The sequence below is a fragment of the Herbidospora daliensis genome, from assembly GCF_001570585.1.
In the GTDB taxonomy this organism is placed as follows: Bacteria; Actinomycetota; Actinomycetes; order Streptosporangiales; family Streptosporangiaceae; genus Herbidospora; species Herbidospora daliensis.
Genome location: NZ_BBXF01000005.1, coordinates 163,772 through 180,178, shown reverse-complemented (window position 1 = coordinate 180,178; position 16,407 = coordinate 163,772). Strand labels below are relative to the sequence as shown.

Sequence of the window (16,407 nt, the reverse complement as noted above, 5' to 3'; positions counted from 1 at the left end):
GGCTTGACTCTCACGTAACGGCAGGCCCCAGGCTGAGTCGCGTCAGAAGGAAGGAGGGGGAATCATGGCGGGATATTCGGTGGGCCAGGTGGCGGCATATTCGGTGGGCCAGGTGGCGGCGTTCGCGGGCGTGACCGTCCGCACGCTGCACCACTACGACGAGATCGGCCTGCTGTCGCCGAGCGAACGCACGGCCGCCGGCTACCGGCGCTACGCCGAGCCCGATCTCGACCGGCTGCAGCAGGTGCTGTTCTACCGGGAGCTGGGGTTCCCCCTGGAGGAGATCACCACGATCCTCGACGACCCGGGGGCCGACGCGCAGACGCATCTGCGGCGTCAGCACGAGCTGCTGCGGCGGCGCATCTCCCGGCTCGAGGCGCTGGTGGTGTCCGTGGAGACCGCGATGGAGGCGGCGAGAATGGGAGTGTCGTTGACGCCCGAGGAGCGTTACGAGGTGTTCGGCGAGTTCCGGCCCGAAGACCACGCCGAGGAGGCCGAGAACCGCTGGGGCGGCACGTCGGCGTGGACGGAGAGCCGCCGGCGGACCTCCTCCTACACCAAGGCCGACTGGGAACAGATCAAGGCCGAGGCGGCCGGGCTCGTGCACGACTGGCACGCCCTGTTCGCGGGCGGGACGCCGGCTGATTCGCCCGAGGCGACGGAGGTGGCCGAACGCCACCGGGCCCACATCAGCCGCTGGTTCTACGAATGCACGCCGGAGATCCACGTGGGTCTCGGGGAGATGTACGTGGCCGACGAGCGGTTCGCCCGCAACTACGAGGAGGTGGCCGAGGGGCTGGCGGTCTACATCCGCGACTCGATCACGGCCAACGCCCGCTAGGCCCCTTTTGTCGCCGGTTTGCCCACGGCCGCCCGTGATCTTTGTCATGATGGGCGTGACTGGCTGTGGGTAAGCCCGGTTTCCCCTTTCACGTCGTGGAAACGCCGTTGTAATCGGGGTTCCGGAGGATGGGCGGCATGATCAGGGCCATTCTCTTCGACCTGGACGAGACGCTGTTCGATCATCGTGCGGCGGTCGCGCACGCGGTGACGGCGTGGACGGCCGAACGGTCCCCGTTCCATCCGCTGCTGGCCGAGGGGCCGGGGTTGTGGCTGCGGCTGGAGGACGTCCACCTCCCGGCCTGGCACCGGGGCGAATGCTCCTTCGGCGAACAGCGCCGCCGCCGGCTGCGCGACTACTGCCGCCGCATGGGCGTGCGGGTCCCCGCCGACCTCGACGGCGCCTACGCGCAGTTCCTCGACCTGTACGAACGCGCCTGGACGGCCTTCCCCGACGCCGCGCCCCTCATCGGGAGGCTGGCGGGCACCGGCCTGACGCTCGGGGTGCTGACCAACGGGCAGCCGGTGCAGCAGGAGGCGAAGCTGCGGCGGCTGGGCCTGCTCGACCGGCTCGACCCGGTGCTCACCCCCGACGCGCTGGGCGGGAACTTCAAACCCGCCGCCGAGGTCTACACCGCCGCCGCGGCCAAGCTGGGCCTGCACCCGGCCGAGGTGGTGCTGGTGGGCGACAACCTGAACCTCGACGCCATCGGGCCGACCCGGGCGGGCATGCACGGCGTGTGGCTCGACCGCTACGGGTCGGCCCCTCCCCCGGCGGGCGTCCCGGCGATCCGCACCCTGTCCGACCTCCCGGCGCTGCTGCCGACGCTGGCGTCGGTCCGCCCCCTGGCCCTGGTCTGAGGGTTCAGCGGGCCGCCGCGGCGAGGTTGCGGGCCCGGCGGGGGTGGGTGAGGGCGCCGGTGTTGTCGGCGACCTGGTCGACGGTGCCGACCAGGTCCAGGCGGGCGACGGCGGGGTCGGTGACGGCGTCCATGAGCGCGCGGGCGAACCGGTGGCCGCCGATCACCTGGAACGGCCGGTCGTGGAAGGGCCGGGTGCCCGGTTCGACCGGCGCGGTCAGCGCCAGCCGGTTGTGCAGCGCGGCCACCCGCCGGTAGGCCCGCGACAGATGGTGTTCGCGGCCCTGCCAGGTCGCCTCCCGCAGCGCCCCCGACAGGGCGTCGCCGAGCTCGGCCGACCCCGACAGCCGGTTGAAGGCGCTGCCGAGCCATTTGGTGTACGGCGGGTAGCGCCGCCGCATCAGCAGCGTCAGCCGCATCAGGTCCCGGGCGATCCGCCCCGTGGCCAGCACCGACCCCAGATCGTCGCCCACCTCCCCGGCGCGGCCGGGGAAACCCTCCTCCTGCGCGATGCGGGTCCACTGGCACGCCAGCACATACCGCCACACGTCGTCGGGGTACCAGCGCAGCCGCCGGCGGGCCGCGCACAACTCGTCGAGCCCGTCGTGGAAGACGTCGCCGCCGGTGAACTCCGCCAGCCGCTGCCACGGCGCCCCCAGCCAGTCGTCGACGCCGATCGGGTCACGCGGGTCGAAGCCGAGCAGGTCCCGCGCCCACGGCGTGAACTCGGTGACCGTGACGCCCGGCCGCACCGGATGCACGTCGGACCCGAACGCCGTCGGGAAACCGCCGTACTCGGCCGGCAGCCGCTGCCAGACCCGGTCACGGACCTCCTCGGCGCGGCCGGCGGGCACGAACACGATCGCGCGCGGCCCCCAGTCGTGGTCGGCGGAGCGGGCGGTGTCGAAACCGAGCACCTCCGAGCCGGGCCCGATGAGCGCGGCGCTGTGCGGAACGGGATGGGAACAGTCGTCCAGAAGGGGCCGCAGCACATCGTGGTAGTAGGCGCGGCACAACTCCAGGCCGGGGACAAACGCGGACATCATTCCCTCACTGTGCATGGTCGGGCCGCGCCGCTCACCTGGTTTTATGCCCCCTGTACGGCCCGGGTCGCCGCCACCGCCCGCCGCGCGTAGCCCAGCCGCCGGTAGACGGCCAGCGCGGCGGCGTTGACGTCGTCGACCATGAGGGACACCCGCCCGTGCCGCTCCAGCAGCGCGACGGTCAGGAACCGGCAGATCGCCCCGGCCAGCCCGCTCCCCCGCGCCCGCGGCAGCGTCGCGACCCCGCCGACGAACCCGACGGTCGGCGCCGACCAGGCATCGGCCCCGACCGCCACCAGCCGCCCGCCCTCATCACGGATCCCGGCCCAGCGGAAGATCCCGGGCATACCGGGCCGCGCATAGGCATCGGGATTGGCGACCGCCAGCACCCGCGCGACCTCCTCGACGTCCCCAGGCCCGAGCCATTCGACCCGGGGCTCCACCAGCACCTGCCCTGATGTTCCCAGCGGCCTGGTCTCAAGCCGTGCCGTCTCCAATTGCGCCGTGTCCAGCCCCGCCGTGGCCGACCGCGCCGCGTCCAGGCGGACCGTGCTCGGGTCGACGGTCATCCAGGTGAAGTTCCCCGCCGGGCCCAGTTCCCCCGGCATCGCCTCAACCAGGCGGTGGATCACCTCGCGGTCGCCGAAGGGCCGGAAGCCGGTGCCCATCTCCCGCCACGCCCGCCGCACCAGCTCTGGCAGCGCGGGATCACCGGGCGTGCCGGAGACCGCGAGGCGGTCGTGTTTGGACACCGCCGCGCACGCCGCGACCACGGCCTCGCCGTGCGCCCAGGCGCGGGCTCCGCCGTCGGGCAGCCGCTGGGCCGTCCAGACGAGCAGGTCGTCGCCTCCGCAGGCGGCGGCGACCTCCTCGACGTGGTGCAGTTCGATCACAGAATGGCGCCCGGCGTGTACTGGGCGGCCTGCGGGTGGCGGGCGGTGATCTCTCCCACGCGGGCGGCCACGGCGGCGACCTGGTCGGCGGCCGCGCCGGTGAAGGAGACCCGGTCGGCCAGCAGCGCGTCGAGGTCGGCGCGCGACAGCGGGAACCGGTCGTCGGCGGCCAGGCGGTCGAGCAGGGTGTTGCCGCCGCCGTCCTGGCGCATCGCCAGCGCCGCCGCGACCGCGTGCTCCTTGATGAGCTCGTGGCCCGCCTCGCGGCCCAGTCCAGCCTTCACGGCGGCCATCAGCATCTTGGTGGTGCCGAGGAAGGGCAGGTAGCGGTCGAGTTCGGCCTCGATGACGGCGGGGAAGGCGCCGAACTCGTCCAGGACCGTCAGCATCGTCTCGACCAGGCCGTCGAAGGCGAAGAACGCGTCCGGCAGGGCGACGCGGCGCACCACCGAGCACGACACGTCGCCCTCGTTCCACTGGTCGCCGGCCAGCTCCCCGGCCATGGAGGCGTAGCCGCGCAGGATCACGGTCAGGCCGTTGACGCGCTCGCAGGAGCGGGTGTTCATCTTGTGCGGCATCGCCGAGGAGCCGACCTGCCCCTCCTGGAAGCCCTCGGTGACCAGTTCGTGGCCGGCCATCAGCCGGATCGTCTTGGCCAGCGACGACGGCGCGGCCGCCAGCTGCACCAGCGTGGTCAGCACGTCGTAGTCGAGGGAGCGCGGGTAGACCTGGCCGACGCTGGTGAAGGCGCGGGTGAAGCCGAGGTGGGCGGCGACGCGCTGCTCCAGGTCGGCCAGCCGGTCGGCGCCCAGCAGGTCGAGCATGTCCTGGGAGGTGCCGACCGGGCCCTTGACGCCGCGCAGCGGATAGCGGGCGATCAGCTCCTCCAGCCGCTCGTAGGCGACCAGGAGCTCGTCGGCGGCGGTCGCGAAGCGTTTGCCGAGGGTGGTGGCCTGGGCGGCGACGTTGTGGGAGCGGCCCGCCATCACGGTCGCCGAGTATTCCCCCGCCAGCCGCGCCAGCCGCGCCAGCAGCGCGACGACGCGGTCGCGGACCAGCAGGAGGCTGTCGCGGACCTGCAGCTGCTCGACGTTCTCGGTCAGGTCGCGGCTGGTCATGCCCTTGTGGACGTGCTCGTGCCCGGCCAGCGCGTTGAACTCCTCGATGCGCGCCTTCACGTCGTGGCGGGTGACGCGTTCACGCGCGGCGATCGAGGCCAGGTCGACGCTGTCGGCCGCCTTCTCATAGGCGGCGATCACGTCGGCGGGCACCGGGATCCCGAGATCGGCCTGGGCCTTGAGCACGGCCACCCACAACCGCCGCTCCAGCACCACCTTGTGGTCGGGAGACCACAGACGGGCCAGGGCGGGCGAGGCGTAGCGGGTGGCCAGGACGTTGGGGATGCGCGGCTTGTCGGTCACGTTCCCCGAGCTTATCGAAGCCGCGCATCCCCCCGCGCTTACCGGGTGGGGGCCAGCGCCTCCTCCTCGTACACCTCCAGGCGGCGTTCGTGCTTGGGGGTGCGGCTGAACCGCTCCTTGGTCCGCTCGACCATCACGTACAGCGTCGGCACCAGGACCAGCGTCAGCAGCGTCGAGGACACCAGGCCGCCGATGACGACGATCGCCAGCGCCTGCGAGATGAACCCGCCCGACCCCGTCAGCCCGACCGCCATCGGCGTGAGCGCGCCGATGGTGGCCAGCGCCGTCATCAGGATCGGGCGCACCCGGCGGCGGCCGCCCTCCATGACGGCCTCCACGACGCCCATGCCCTGCTCGCGGTACTGGTTGATCAGGTCGATGAGCACGATCGCGTTGGTGACCACGATGCCGATCAGCATCAGCATGCCGATCAGCGCCGGCACGCCCAGCGCCGTGTCGGTGATCAGCAGCAGCCCGATCGCGCCGGTCGCCGCGAACGGGATCGACACCAGCAGGATCAGCGGCTGCACGAAGCTCGAGAACGTCGCCACCATGATCATGAAGACGATCGCGATGGCCAGCACCATCGCCAGCCCCAGGTCGGCGAACGCCTCCTCCTGGTCGGCCGAGGCGCCGCCGACGGTGGCGGTGACCCCGGCGGGCAGCGTGAGCCCGTCGAGCTCGGCCGTCACCTCGGTCGTGACCGCCCCCAGGTTGGAGGCGTCGGCCGCGCCCGACACGGTCGCGGTGCGCTCGCCGTCGAGACGGCTGATCTGCGTCGGGCCGCCGTTCTTGGCGACCTCGGCCACGTCGGTCAGCTTCACCATGCCGGTCGCCGAGGCGATCTCCAGGTCCTCGACCTGCTTCAGGCTCTCGGGCGTGTCACCCGTGCGCAGCACGATGTCGGCGGCCCGGCCGTCGATGTCGATCGACCCCACCGGAGCGCCCCGGAACGCCTGGGCGACCTGCTGGCCGATCCCCGCCTCCGTCAGGCCCTTGGCCGCCGCCTTCTCGCGGTCGACGTGGACCTCGATCCGCTCGGCGCTGTCCTCCAGGTTGGAGGCCACATCCCGCAGCCCCGGCACCCCGGCCAGCGCCGCCACCACCGTCTTGGACGCCGCCGCCAGCTGGTCGACGTCGGGACCCTGCAGGATCACCTGCATCTGGTTGGACCCCAGACCGCCCCCGCCGCCGCCCCCGCCGACCGTGATCTCGCCCACGCCCGAGCCGAGCGCCGCGAACTTCTCCCGCAGCCCCTCCTGCAGCGCGTCGGCGTCGACGTCGTCGGCCAGCGTCACCGAGAACGAGGCCCGGTCGGCGCTGCCGCCCGCCCCGCCCATGAACTGGTTCCCGCCGCCGACGTTCACCTGGTAGGACGCCACACCCGGCTCGTCGGCCAGGACCCGCTCCACCGCGCCGGCCGCCTCGTCGGTGGCCGCCAGGTTCGTGCCCACCGGCATCCGCTGGGTGATGTTGACCGTGTCCTGGCCGGAGGAGTCGAGGAAGTTCGTCTTCAGGTTCGGCGCCAGCGCCATCGTCCCGATGAAGATCACCACACCGATGGCCAGCGTCACCCAGCGGCGCTGCGTCGCGAACCGCAGCACCGGCAGATAGGCGCGCTGCAGCGGCGAGCGCAGCTCCTTGGCCTCGGCCTCCTCCCGCACCCGGCGCGCCTCCTCCGGCGACACCGCCGGCGCCTTCAGGAACCAGAACGCCAGCACCGGGATCACCGTCAGCGACACCAGCAGCGAGGCCAGCAGCGCCACCGTCACCGTCACCGCGAACGGCGAGAACAACTGGCCCACCATGCCGCCCACGAACGCGATCGGCGCGAACACCGCCACCGTCGTCAGCGTCGAGGCCGTCACCGCGCCCGACACCTCACGCACCGCGCTCAGGATCGCCTGCCGCTTCGGCTCGCCGTAGCCCAGATGACGCTTGATGTTCTCCAGGACCACGATCGAGTCGTCGACCACCCGCCCGACCGCGATCGTCATCGCGCCCAGCGTCAGCAGGTTCAGCGAGTAGTCGCCCACCCACAACGCGATCAGCGCGATCACCACCGACAGCGGGATCGACACCGCCGTCACCAGCGTCGACCGGATCGACAGCAGGAAGATCAGAATGATGATCACCGCGAACGCCAGGCCCAGCAGGCCCTCGGTCGTCAGGTCGTGGATCGACCGCTCCACATACGGCGCCTGGTCGAACACCACCGTCAGCGTCGCCCCCGACCCCAGCGCCGTCGTCAGCTCCGGCATCAGATCCCGCACGTCATGGGAGATCGCCACCGCGTTCCCATCGGGCTTCATCGTGATCGACACGCCCAGGCTCGGCTTGCCGTCGGTCCGCGTCAGCGTCGTGGCCGAGTCGTCGACCACCTCGACGTCGGCCACCGACCCCAGCGCCACCGGCTTGGGCGGCGCCGGCGGCCGCACCGCCTGGCCCGTCGCCGCGCCGGGACGGCCCGGAACCTGCGCCTGCGGCTGCGCGGGCGCGGCCGGCGGAGCCAGGTAGAGGTTCTTCAGGTCCTCCACCGTCGCCACGCGGTCGCCGATCTGGACGGTCAGGTTACGGCCGTCCTCGCTGATCGACCCCGCCGGGATCGCCACGCCGTTGGCGCGCAGCAGCTCCGGGATCGCCGCCGGCGACAACCCCTTCTTCAGCATCTCCTCGGTGTCGGGCGTGATCGTCACCTGCTTGCCGCGCGCGCCGGTGACCTCCACCTCCCGCACGCCGTCGACTCCCCGCAGCGACGGCACCGCCGTCTGCTCCAGCCGGTCGAGCAGCGTCGCCTCATCAGCGCCGGAGGCCGCCAGCACCACCACCGGGATGTCGTCGGTGCCGCCCGCGATCACCCGCGGGTCGACCGTCGCCGGGAGCTGCGCCTCGATGCCCGAGATCGCCTGCTCCATCTGGCCGATGGCCTCGTCGATGTCGGTGCCGAACTCGAACGCCACCTGGATCGAGGCCATGCCCTCACGCGAGGTGGAGGAGATCTCCGTCACCCCGGCGATGCCCTGGAAGCTGCTCTCGATAGGCTTGGTCACCTGGTCTTCGACGATGTCGGGCGCGGCGCCGGCATACGGCGCCACCACGAACGCCCCCGGGAACTCCAGCGACGGGAACAGCTGCTGTTTCAACGAGGGGATGGCATAGGCGCCGAGAGCGCTGGCCACCACCGCAATCATGATCACAAGAGTGCGGTTGGCGAGGCTCAGCCTGGCCAGGAAGGTCATGCGCGAAGGCTCCTTGACAGAAGGTCGGCCGGAAGATTAGTGCGGCTCACCCTAACACTTCGCGTCGTACGAATATTTAATGTCACGTGGCATTCCTGATAACCTTCTCAGGTTTGCGACCGCCCACCGAAGGCCAGCGTGAAAACACACGACACGACAGACGGCGACGAACGCGAGCAGCTCATCGACTGGATCGCCGACACCCAGCGCCTCCTCGGACGCGTCTTCGCCCGCGACCGCTCCCTCCCCCTGCTCGCCACCACCCTGACCATGCAGCAGCTCAAGGTCATCGTCGCCCTGTCGTTCCACGAGTCGGCCTCCGGCCAGGAACTCGCCCGCGAACTCGGCATCGGCCTCGGCACCCTCACCGGCATCGTCGACCGCCTCGTCGCCCACGGCCTCCTCACCCGCCGCGAAGACCCCGCCGACCGCCGCGTCCGCCGCCTCACCCTCACCACCGAAGGCCGCACCCTCACCGACGACATGCTCGACGCCGGCGCCAGCAACTGGCGCCAGCTCCTCACCCGCCTCGACACCGACACCCTGCGCGACATGAGCCGCGTCATGCGGCGCATCAGCGAAGTCATCACCGAAGAACTCGGATCATCCGACGATTCCGGCGATAGGGTGAACCCTCATGACACCTGCGGGCGCCCCCTACCTCACTGACCTGTTCGGCCTCCACGGCCGCACCGCCCTCATCACCGGCGGCAGCAGCGGCATCGGCTACGCCATCGCCCGCGCCCTCGGCGGCGCCGGCGCCCACATCACCATCGCCGCCCGCCGCCGCCCCCAGCTCGACCACGCCCTCACCCGGCTCCGCGACCACGGCATCACCGCCACCGCCGTCCAAGCCGACATGGGCGACCCCGACGACCTCACCCGCCTGTGCGACACCGTCACCGACACCGACATCCTCGTCACCAGCGCCGCCAACAACATCCGCCACCCCATGGGCGACCTCACCCCCGACGACTACCAGCAGACCATCGCCGTCAACCTCACCGCCCCCTACCACCTCGGCCAGCACCACGCCCCCCGCATGGCCGAACGCGGCTGGGGCCGCATCATCAACATCGGCTCACAGCAGACCCACCGCGCCTTCGGCAACAGCGGCGCCTACGGCGTCGCCAAAGCCGCCATCGGCGGCCTGTCACGCTCCCAAGCCGAAGCCTGGAGCCGCCACGGCGTCACCGCCAACACCATCCTCCCCGGCTTCGTCCTCACCCCCCTCACCGAAGCCGTGCAAGCCATCCCCGGCCGCGTCGACGCCCTCGCCGCCCGCCACGCCGTCGGCCGCAACGGCCTCCCCGACGACTACGCCGGCATCGCCGTCTTCCTCGCCTCCGACGCCGCCGCCTTCGTCACCGGGCAGAACATCTGCGTCGACGGCGGCTTCTCCATCACCTGACCCCACGCACGCGAGAAGCATCGGCAGAAACGACTCATGCGCCAGCCGCAGACCGGCGAGCTCGGACGCCCCGAACCACGCCAGATCGTCGTGCTCCTCCGGCGCCGCGTTCACCGGAGTCCCCGCCCACCGCTCCACCAGCCAGACCCGCAGGTGGAACGCCGCCGTCCGGACCACCCGCAGCGGCGGGCCCGACGGCGGCGGCACGGCGACGCCCAGCTCCTCACGAAGCTCCCGGACCAGGGCCGCCTCCGGCGCCTCCCCGTCCTCGACATGACCACCCGGCAGATCCCACACATCGGGATACCAGCGGCGCCCCGCGTTGCGATGGCACAACAACACCCGATCGCCGTCACGCAGAACCGCCGTCACGATCCGAACAGTCACGCCCCCGCCTCCCCGCCGTCACCCGTGACCACCCGGACCGGACACCGCCGGTTCGCGCCGCCCCTCACCCCGCACCGGACACCGGCCGTCGGCGCCGGCCACGCGAAGCCGTAACGGAAAGAAAAGACCCGTACCCATCGGCCGCCCGAAGAAGGGGAAGAACACGGGCGGCCGATGGGGCACTAACGACGCCGGACCACACTCACCCCGCGGCCCGGCGCCCAGCTCTCGATCACCAGCATCGCCTCGTCGACCCGCGTGATCACCGCACCCTCGATCTCCACCCGGAACAGGTGCGACTCCCCCGGATCCCCGCCCACCACGGCCTTGACCACCTGCGGATCGGTGACCTCCACCGCGCGCCCCGACAACTTCGCCTCGCCCGGCCAGGTGCCCGACCCCTCCTCACCCGGATCGGTCGTCGGGCCGTGGAGCGCCATGCGGCCATCACGCAGCAGATCGGCCGCCTTCACCGCCTTGGTCATCGACCCCAGCCACAACTCCCCCTGGGTGAACTGGGTCTCGGTGCCGCTGATCCGCGGCGAGCCGTCACGGCGCAGCGTCGCCATGGTCTTGTGCTTGCCCGCGTCGAACAGCCGCAGAAAGCGCGCTGCGAACTCAGGGGCGTCGTTCTCGATCTCCTGCCACGAGGCCATGCCCGCCATAGTGCACCCCGCCACCGACAAAATCGGCTCACCCGTCGCGGATAGGTTGTGAAGAGTGGGTCAGGGTAAACGAACAGCCCACCGGCTTTACAAAGTAAGTGAGGAGTAGACATGGAGACGCGCACACTCGGCCACCTCACCACCGCCGCGCTCGGCCTCGGCTGCATGGGCATGAGCGACTTCTACGGCCCCGGGGACGACGCCGAATCCATCGCCGCCATCCACCGCGCCCTCGACCTCGGCGTCACCCTGCTCGACACCGCCGACGCCTACGGCCCCTTCACCAACGAGAAGCTCGTCGGCCGCGCCGTCCGCGACCGCCGCGACCAGGTCGTCATCGCCACCAAGTTCGGCATCCAGCGCGCCGGCGACGGCACCCGCCTGGGCATCAACGGCCACCCCGACTACGTGCGCGCCAGTGCCGACGCCTCCCTGAGCCGCCTCGGCGTCGACCACATCGACCTCTACTACCAGCACCGCGTCGACCCCGCCGTGCCCGTCGAGGACACCTGGGGCGCCATGAAGGAACTGGTCGAGGCCGGCAAGGTCCGCTTCCTGGGCATCTCCGAGGCCGCCCCCGAGACCGTGCGGCGCGCCCACGCCATCCACCCGATCACCGCCGGGCAGTACGAATACTCCCTGTTCACCCGCGACATCGAGACCGACCTGCTGCCCACCCTGCGCGAACTGGGCATCGGCCTGGTCCCCTACAGCCCCCTCGGCCGCGGCCTGCTCACCGGCGCCGTCGACCTCGGCGACCTGCGCGAAGACGACTTCCGCCGCACCAACCCCCGCTGGGAGGACGCCAACCTCACCGCCAACATGGCCCTGGTCGGCGAGGTCACCGCCGTCGCCCGCGCCCACCACGCCACCGCCGCCCAGATCGCCCTCGCCTGGGTGCTCGCGCAGGGCGACGACGTCGTGCCGATCCCCGGCACCCGCCGCGCCGCCCGCGTCGAGGAGAACGTCGCCGCCGCCGGCCTCACCCTGTCAGGAGACGAACTGGCCCGCCTCGGCGACCTCGCCGACCACGTCGCCGGCGACCGCTACAACGCGGCCGGCATGGCGACCCTCAACCACTGAAACCCTCGAGCCGGTCAAGCAGCAGCCGCGTGATCTCGCCGGGCCGCTCGACGGAGGGCAGGTGACCCGCCCAGGCGAGCTCCACCAGCTCCGCCGACGCCAGCCCCGCCGCGATCACCCGCGCGGTCTCCTGGAAGTACGGAAGATCGTGCGCCCCCGCCACCACGACCGCCGGGGCCGTGATCGCCGAAAGGTCGATCGGCAGGTGCCCGGCCGTCGGCTCCGGATCGGCGGCCAGCTGCAGCTCGAAGGAGTTGCGCTGCATCTCCGCCACCCAGATCCGCTCGGCCTCCCCCGCCTCGGGCCCGAGCCAGGTGTCGACGTTCAGCCGCACCGCCCCCTCGACGTCGCCCGCCTCGATGAAGGCGTCTTCGGCCTGGCCGAACGCGCGCACGTCGGGCGTCGGCGGCAGGCCCATCCCGGCGCACAGCAGGATCAGCCGGCCCACCAGATCGGGACGCGCGGTGGCCACCTCAAGCGCCACCCGGCCGCCGTGCGAGGCGCCGATCACGGCCGCCCCGCGCACGCCGAGCCCGTCGAGCACCTCGGCGACGTCGCCGGCGTCGGTATAGGGCTCCTGGGCCGCCCACGGGCTGCGCCCGTAGCCGCGGAAGTCCAGCCGCACCACGCGGAAGCGCGCGGTCAGCTCCGGCCAGAGCGGATCCCACATGCGCGCGTCGGCGGCACTCGAATGCAGCAGCACGACAGGAGCCCCGGAACCGGCCTCCTCGAACCAGACACCCAACAGACGTCGGCCTTTCTGAAAGGGGCGCTCTCGCCCCCGTGGCAGAGCGCCCGGCCCATCGTCGCCATCCGGCCCCGTCCGGAGCAAACCATTTACCGTCGCTGCGAGGCTTTTTGCAGGCAAAGTTTGCATTGCACCAGCCCGGCACCTTTACAAAGTAAGTCTCAGCGGTACATCTCCGCCATGCCGAGCGCCGCCTCGGCCATCATCGCGCGCAGATCCGGCGGCCCCAGCACCTCGATCAGCGCCCCCAGCCGCAACAACGTCCACCGCGCGCCGTTCAGCCCCTCGACCGGGATCTCCAGCACCCTCCACCCCGGCCGGTCGGGGTCGGGCTCGGCCAGCGCCAGCGCGGGTTCGGCGCGTTCCTCCCCGATCGTGTACGTCAGCAGCCCCTCTCCCCCGGGCGCCAGCCGGATCCGGGCCGTCCCGGTGTACAGGCGCGCGGCGAACTCGGCCGAGAACCGCTCCCAGAACGCCGGCAGGTCGAACTCGCCCCGCTCGAACCGGCCCGGCAGCCCGGCCAGGGCCAGGATGCGGGCCACCCGGTAGGTGCGCATCGACCCGTCGCACTCGGCGGCCAGGTACCACGACCCGCCCTTGAGCACCAGGCCGTAGGGCAGCACGTCGCGGCGCACCTCGGCCGGGCCCCACCGCCGGTAGGTCAGCCGCAGCGGGCGCTGCTCCCACACCGCCGAAGCGACCTCGGCCAGGAACGGCACGTCCTCGGCGCCCCGGTACCAGCCGGGCACGTCGAGCAGGAACCGCTCGCGCATCCGGGCCGCCTGGGAGCGGGGGCCGGGCGGCAGCGCGGCCAGCAGCTTCAGCTCAGCGGCGGCCGCGACCTCGGCGAGCCCGAGTTCGGCGGCCGGTCCGGGCAATCCGGCCAGGAACAACGACGACGCCTCGGCCTCGGTCAGCCCGTTCAGCTTCGTGCGGTAGCCGTCGAGCAGCTGGTATCCCCCGGCGGGCCCCCGGTCGGCGTAGATCGGGACGCCGGCCGACGAGAGCGCGTCCATGTCGCGGTAGACGGTCCGGACCGACACCTCCAGCTCGGCGGACAGTTCCGCCGCCGTCATCCGCCCCCGGGTCTGCAGGAGCAGCAGCAGGGAGAGCAACCGGCTGGCACGCATGACGCCCAGTCTGTCCCATATTGCCGATCGAACAGAGTTCATGTTCAAATGAACACATGGAGAGTGCCGAAAGGCTGAACGCGATCATGAGCACGCTGCGGTCCGCCGACAGCGTCACGGTGGCCGACCTGGCCGGCCACTACGGCGTGTCGGAGATGACCATCCGCCGTGACCTCGACGAACTCGCCCAGCAGGGCGTGGTGCGGCGGGTCCGCGGCGGCGCGCTCAGCCTGTTGCTGCGCGGCGAGGAACCCCCCTACGGGGCCCGTGAACTGGAGGCCGTCGACGCCAAGAAGCGCATCGCCCAGGCCGTCGCCGGGCTGCTCTCCGACGGCGAGGCCGTCGTCCTCGACGGCGGCTCGACCCTGCTGGAGGTGGCGCGGGCGGTGCACGACCGCCGGCTGACCGTGCTGCCGCTGGCCCTGCGGTGCGCCAACGAACTGGCCACCGCCCCGCGGGTGAAACTCGTCATGCCCGGCGGGGAGGTCCGGCCGGTCGAGCTCAACCTGGTCGGCCCGCTCGCCGAGGCGTCGCTGCGGGCGCTGCGCTTCGACACCGCCGTCATCGGCTGCTGCGGCCTGTCGGCCAAGCACGGCGTCACCGCCCACGACCTGGAGGACGTCGCGGTCAAGCAGGCCGCCATCGCCTCGGCCCGGCGCGTCATCGTGGCCTGCGACTCCGGCAAGTTCACCCGCACCGCCTTCGGCGCCGTCTGCTCCTTCACGGGCCTGGACGTCGTCGTCACCGACACCGGCGTCCCGCCGGACGAACACGACGCCCTCACCGGAGCGGGCGTCACCGTCATCACCGCCTGAGGATCCCCCACATGTTGTTGCGCGCCCGCGTGGCCGTCTACGGGTTGTTCCTGATCTCCGGTGTCGCCCTGGGCACCTGGACCTCCCGCATCCCCGCCATCAAATCCGACCTCAACCTCAGCGAGGGCGAACTCAGCCTGGCCCTGCTGGGCATCGCCGCCGGCGCCATCGCCGGCATGCAGGCCGTCGGCCGCCTGGTCGACCGCTACGGCTCCCGCCGCGTCATGATCCCCGTCGCCCTGCTGCAGGGGCCCGTGCTGGTGCTGCCCGCGCTCGCGCCGGGCCTGACCGGGCTGGCCGCCGCGCTGCTGGCCTTCGGCGTCGTCCACGGCGTGCTGGACGTGTCGATGAACGCCAACGCCGTCATCGTCGAGCGGCACTACCACCGCCCGATCATGTCCTCCTTCCACGCCGTCTTCTCCGTCGGAGGGTTCCTCGGGGCCTCCACCGGCGGTCTGTTCGCGCACGCCGGCGCCAGCGTGGTGGCGACGTTCGCGACGGTCGGCGTGCTCATCCTGGCCGTGTCGCTGGCCTGCGCCCGCATGGCGCTGCCCGACGAGCTCGACCTGTCGCGCGCCCCGGCGCAGCAGGCGCCCGGCAAGACCGGCAACGCGATGGCCGGATGGGTGCTGTTCCTGGGCGTGCTGGCCTTCTGCTGCCTGGTCGGCGAGGGGTCGATGGCCGACTGGAGCTCGGTCTACCTGGTCGAGGACCTGCTGTCGGACGAGAGCGTCGGCGCCGCCGGATACGCCGCCTTCTCGATCATGATGACGGCCGGCCGGTTCGCCGGCGACCGGCTCGCCGCCTGGCTCGGCCCGGTCGTGCTGGTGCGCTGCTGCGGCACGCTGGCCGGCACCGGCCTGCTGGTCGCGCTGCTCATCGGCCACCCGGTGGCAGGCATCGTGGGCTTCGGCCTGTTCGGCGCGGGCCTGTCGTGCATCATCCCGCAGGTGTTCTCCGCCGCCGGGCACCGCGACCCGGCCACCAGCGGCCGGGCGCTGGCCCGCGTCGCCAGCCTCGGGTACGCCGGCCTGCTCGCCGGCCCGGTCCTCATCGGCGGCGTGGCCGAGCTCACCGGCCTGCCGTTCGCCCTCGGGGTGCCGGCCGTCATGGCCCTGTTCGTGGCCCTGGCCGCCGGGGCGCTCAAGCCCGTCGCTACAGCAGATCCCAGCCCAGCCGCAGCACCAGCGCCGACACCACAGTCAGCAGAACGGCCCTGACGAAGCCGGCGCCCCGCTTGAGCGCCATCCGCGCGCCGAGCTGGGCGCCGGCGATGTTCGCCACGCCCATCGCCAGCCCCAGCGCCCAGACCACGTGCCCCTGGGCGGCGAAGACGGCGATGGCGCCGAGGTTGGTCCCCATGTTGATGATCTTGGAGGTGGCGGAGGCCCGCACGAAGTCCATCCCGATCACCGACGTGAACACGATGATCAGGAAGGTGCCGGTGCCCGGCCCGACCAGCCCGTCGTAAAACGCGATCGCCACCCCCGCCGCCAGCACGGCGGCCACCACCCGCGCCCGGGTGCGCCGGTCGGGCAGCGCGACCGCGCCGAAGGAGGGCCGCAGCGCCACGAAGGCCGCCACGCCCACCAGGATCACGATGATCAGCGGCTTCAGGACCGCCGGGTCGAGCAGCGCCGCCAGCAGCGCCCCGCCGGCCGAACTCAGCACCGCCGCCACCCCGGCCGGGACCGCGATCCGGTCGACGCCGGTCCGGCGCGCGTAGGTGTAGGCGGCGCTGGTGGTGCCGAAGACCGAGGCGCTCTTGTTGGTCGCCAGCGCCTCGACCGGGCTCAGCCCGGCCAGCAGCAGCGCGGGCAGTTGCAGCAGCCCGCCGCCGCCCACCACGGCGTCGACCCACCCGGCCGCCAT

Annotated in this window: 15 protein-coding genes and 1 pseudogene; 7 read left to right on the top strand and 9 right to left on the bottom strand. The window is 72.2% G+C overall.

Translation table 11 applies throughout. From position 1 onward, the window contains the following. Positions 1–64 precede the first annotated feature (64 nt). Positions 65–841 carry a MerR family transcriptional regulator gene (locus AW274_RS24025; protein ID WP_062436509.1) on the top strand — a complete coding sequence of 259 codons (777 nt, stop codon included), beginning with the start codon at positions 65–67 and terminating at the stop codon, positions 839–841. A 137-nt stretch (positions 842–978) separates the two neighbouring features. Further along, positions 979–1,701 (top strand): HAD family hydrolase, encoded by a 723-nt coding sequence (locus AW274_RS24020; RefSeq protein ID WP_063813638.1) that lies wholly within the window; start codon positions 979–981, stop codon positions 1,699–1,701. Between the two features lie 4 nt (positions 1,702–1,705). Here the strand turns inward: AW274_RS24020 and AW274_RS24015 are convergent, their stop codons facing one another. From AW274_RS24015 to AW274_RS24000, 4 genes are read right to left on the bottom strand one after another with little or no spacing between them, the layout of a single operon-like run. After that, a complete protein-coding gene (locus tag AW274_RS24015) occupies positions 1,706–2,743 on the bottom strand; it encodes a DUF4037 domain-containing protein (RefSeq protein ID WP_063813636.1) in 1,038 nt (345 codons plus the stop codon). A 44-nt stretch (positions 2,744–2,787) separates the two neighbouring features. After that, positions 2,788–3,636, bottom strand: coding sequence for a GNAT family N-acetyltransferase (locus AW274_RS24010; protein WP_062436501.1), 849 nt, complete (start codon positions 3,634–3,636; stop codon positions 2,788–2,790). Beyond that, the gene (gene purB, locus AW274_RS24005) at positions 3,633–5,057 is read right to left on the bottom strand and encodes an adenylosuccinate lyase (protein ID WP_062436499.1); all 1,425 of its coding nucleotides are present in this window, start codon (positions 5,055–5,057) and stop codon (positions 3,633–3,635) included. The genes AW274_RS24010 and purB overlap by 4 nt, the downstream gene beginning before the upstream one ends. A 38-nt stretch (positions 5,058–5,095) precedes the next feature. Then, complete coding sequence (locus AW274_RS24000) at positions 5,096–8,296, bottom strand: efflux RND transporter permease subunit (RefSeq protein ID WP_062436497.1); 3,201 nt, start codon at positions 8,294–8,296, stop codon at positions 5,096–5,098. 138 nt (positions 8,297–8,434) lie between these two features. On the opposite strand from AW274_RS24000, the gene AW274_RS23995 reads away from it, so the two are divergent. Next, entirely contained in the window at positions 8,435–8,965 is a 531-nt protein-coding gene (locus AW274_RS23995; RefSeq protein WP_063813574.1) for a MarR family winged helix-turn-helix transcriptional regulator, read from the top strand. After that, positions 8,934–9,707, top strand: a complete 774-nt coding sequence (locus tag AW274_RS23990) for an SDR family NAD(P)-dependent oxidoreductase (RefSeq protein ID WP_062436495.1) — start codon at positions 8,934–8,936, stop codon at positions 9,705–9,707. The genes AW274_RS23995 and AW274_RS23990 overlap by 32 nt, the downstream gene beginning before the upstream one ends. Before the next feature lie 36 nt (positions 9,708–9,743). Here AW274_RS23990 and AW274_RS42125 read toward each other — a convergent pair. Both AW274_RS42125 and AW274_RS23985 read right to left on the bottom strand, forming a co-directional pair. After that, a pseudogene (locus AW274_RS42125) lies at positions 9,744–10,079 on the bottom strand (NUDIX domain-containing protein); the annotation flags it as partial. A 197-nt stretch (positions 10,080–10,276) separates the two neighbouring features. Continuing rightward, on the bottom strand, positions 10,277–10,750 hold the full coding sequence (locus tag AW274_RS23985) for a pyridoxamine 5'-phosphate oxidase family protein (protein ID WP_062437893.1): 474 nt from the start codon (positions 10,748–10,750) through the stop codon (positions 10,277–10,279). 120 nt (positions 10,751–10,870) lie between these two features. Here AW274_RS23985 and AW274_RS23980 point away from each other — a divergent pair, with 120 nt between their 5' ends. Continuing rightward, positions 10,871–11,842, top strand: coding sequence for an aldo/keto reductase (locus tag AW274_RS23980; protein WP_062436493.1), 972 nt, complete (start codon positions 10,871–10,873; stop codon positions 11,840–11,842). On the opposite strand, the gene AW274_RS23975 is transcribed toward AW274_RS23980, so the two are convergent. Beyond that, on the bottom strand, positions 11,832–12,587 hold the full coding sequence (locus AW274_RS23975) for an alpha/beta fold hydrolase (RefSeq protein ID WP_062436491.1): 756 nt from the start codon (positions 12,585–12,587) through the stop codon (positions 11,832–11,834). The genes AW274_RS23980 and AW274_RS23975 overlap by 11 nt on opposite strands. 164 nt (positions 12,588–12,751) lie before the next feature. After that, positions 12,752–13,720 (bottom strand): helix-turn-helix transcriptional regulator, encoded by a 969-nt coding sequence (locus tag AW274_RS23970; RefSeq protein WP_062436489.1) that lies wholly within the window; start codon positions 13,718–13,720, stop codon positions 12,752–12,754. Positions 13,721–13,776: 56 nt separating this feature from the next. Here AW274_RS23970 and AW274_RS23965 point away from each other — a divergent pair, with 56 nt between their 5' ends. Both AW274_RS23965 and AW274_RS23960 read left to right on the top strand, forming a co-directional pair. Further along, positions 13,777–14,535, top strand: a complete 759-nt coding sequence (locus AW274_RS23965; protein WP_062436487.1) for a DeoR/GlpR family DNA-binding transcription regulator — start codon at positions 13,777–13,779, stop codon at positions 14,533–14,535. An 11-nt stretch (positions 14,536–14,546) separates the two neighbouring features. Next, positions 14,547–15,755, top strand: coding sequence for an MFS transporter (locus tag AW274_RS23960; protein ID WP_062436485.1), 1,209 nt, complete (start codon positions 14,547–14,549; stop codon positions 15,753–15,755). Here the strand turns inward: AW274_RS23960 and AW274_RS23955 are convergent. Further along, positions 15,691–16,407: a sulfite exporter TauE/SafE family protein gene (locus tag AW274_RS23955; RefSeq protein ID WP_062436483.1), complete on the bottom strand. Its 717-nt coding sequence runs from the start codon at positions 16,405–16,407 to the stop codon at positions 15,691–15,693. The genes AW274_RS23960 and AW274_RS23955 overlap by 65 nt on opposite strands.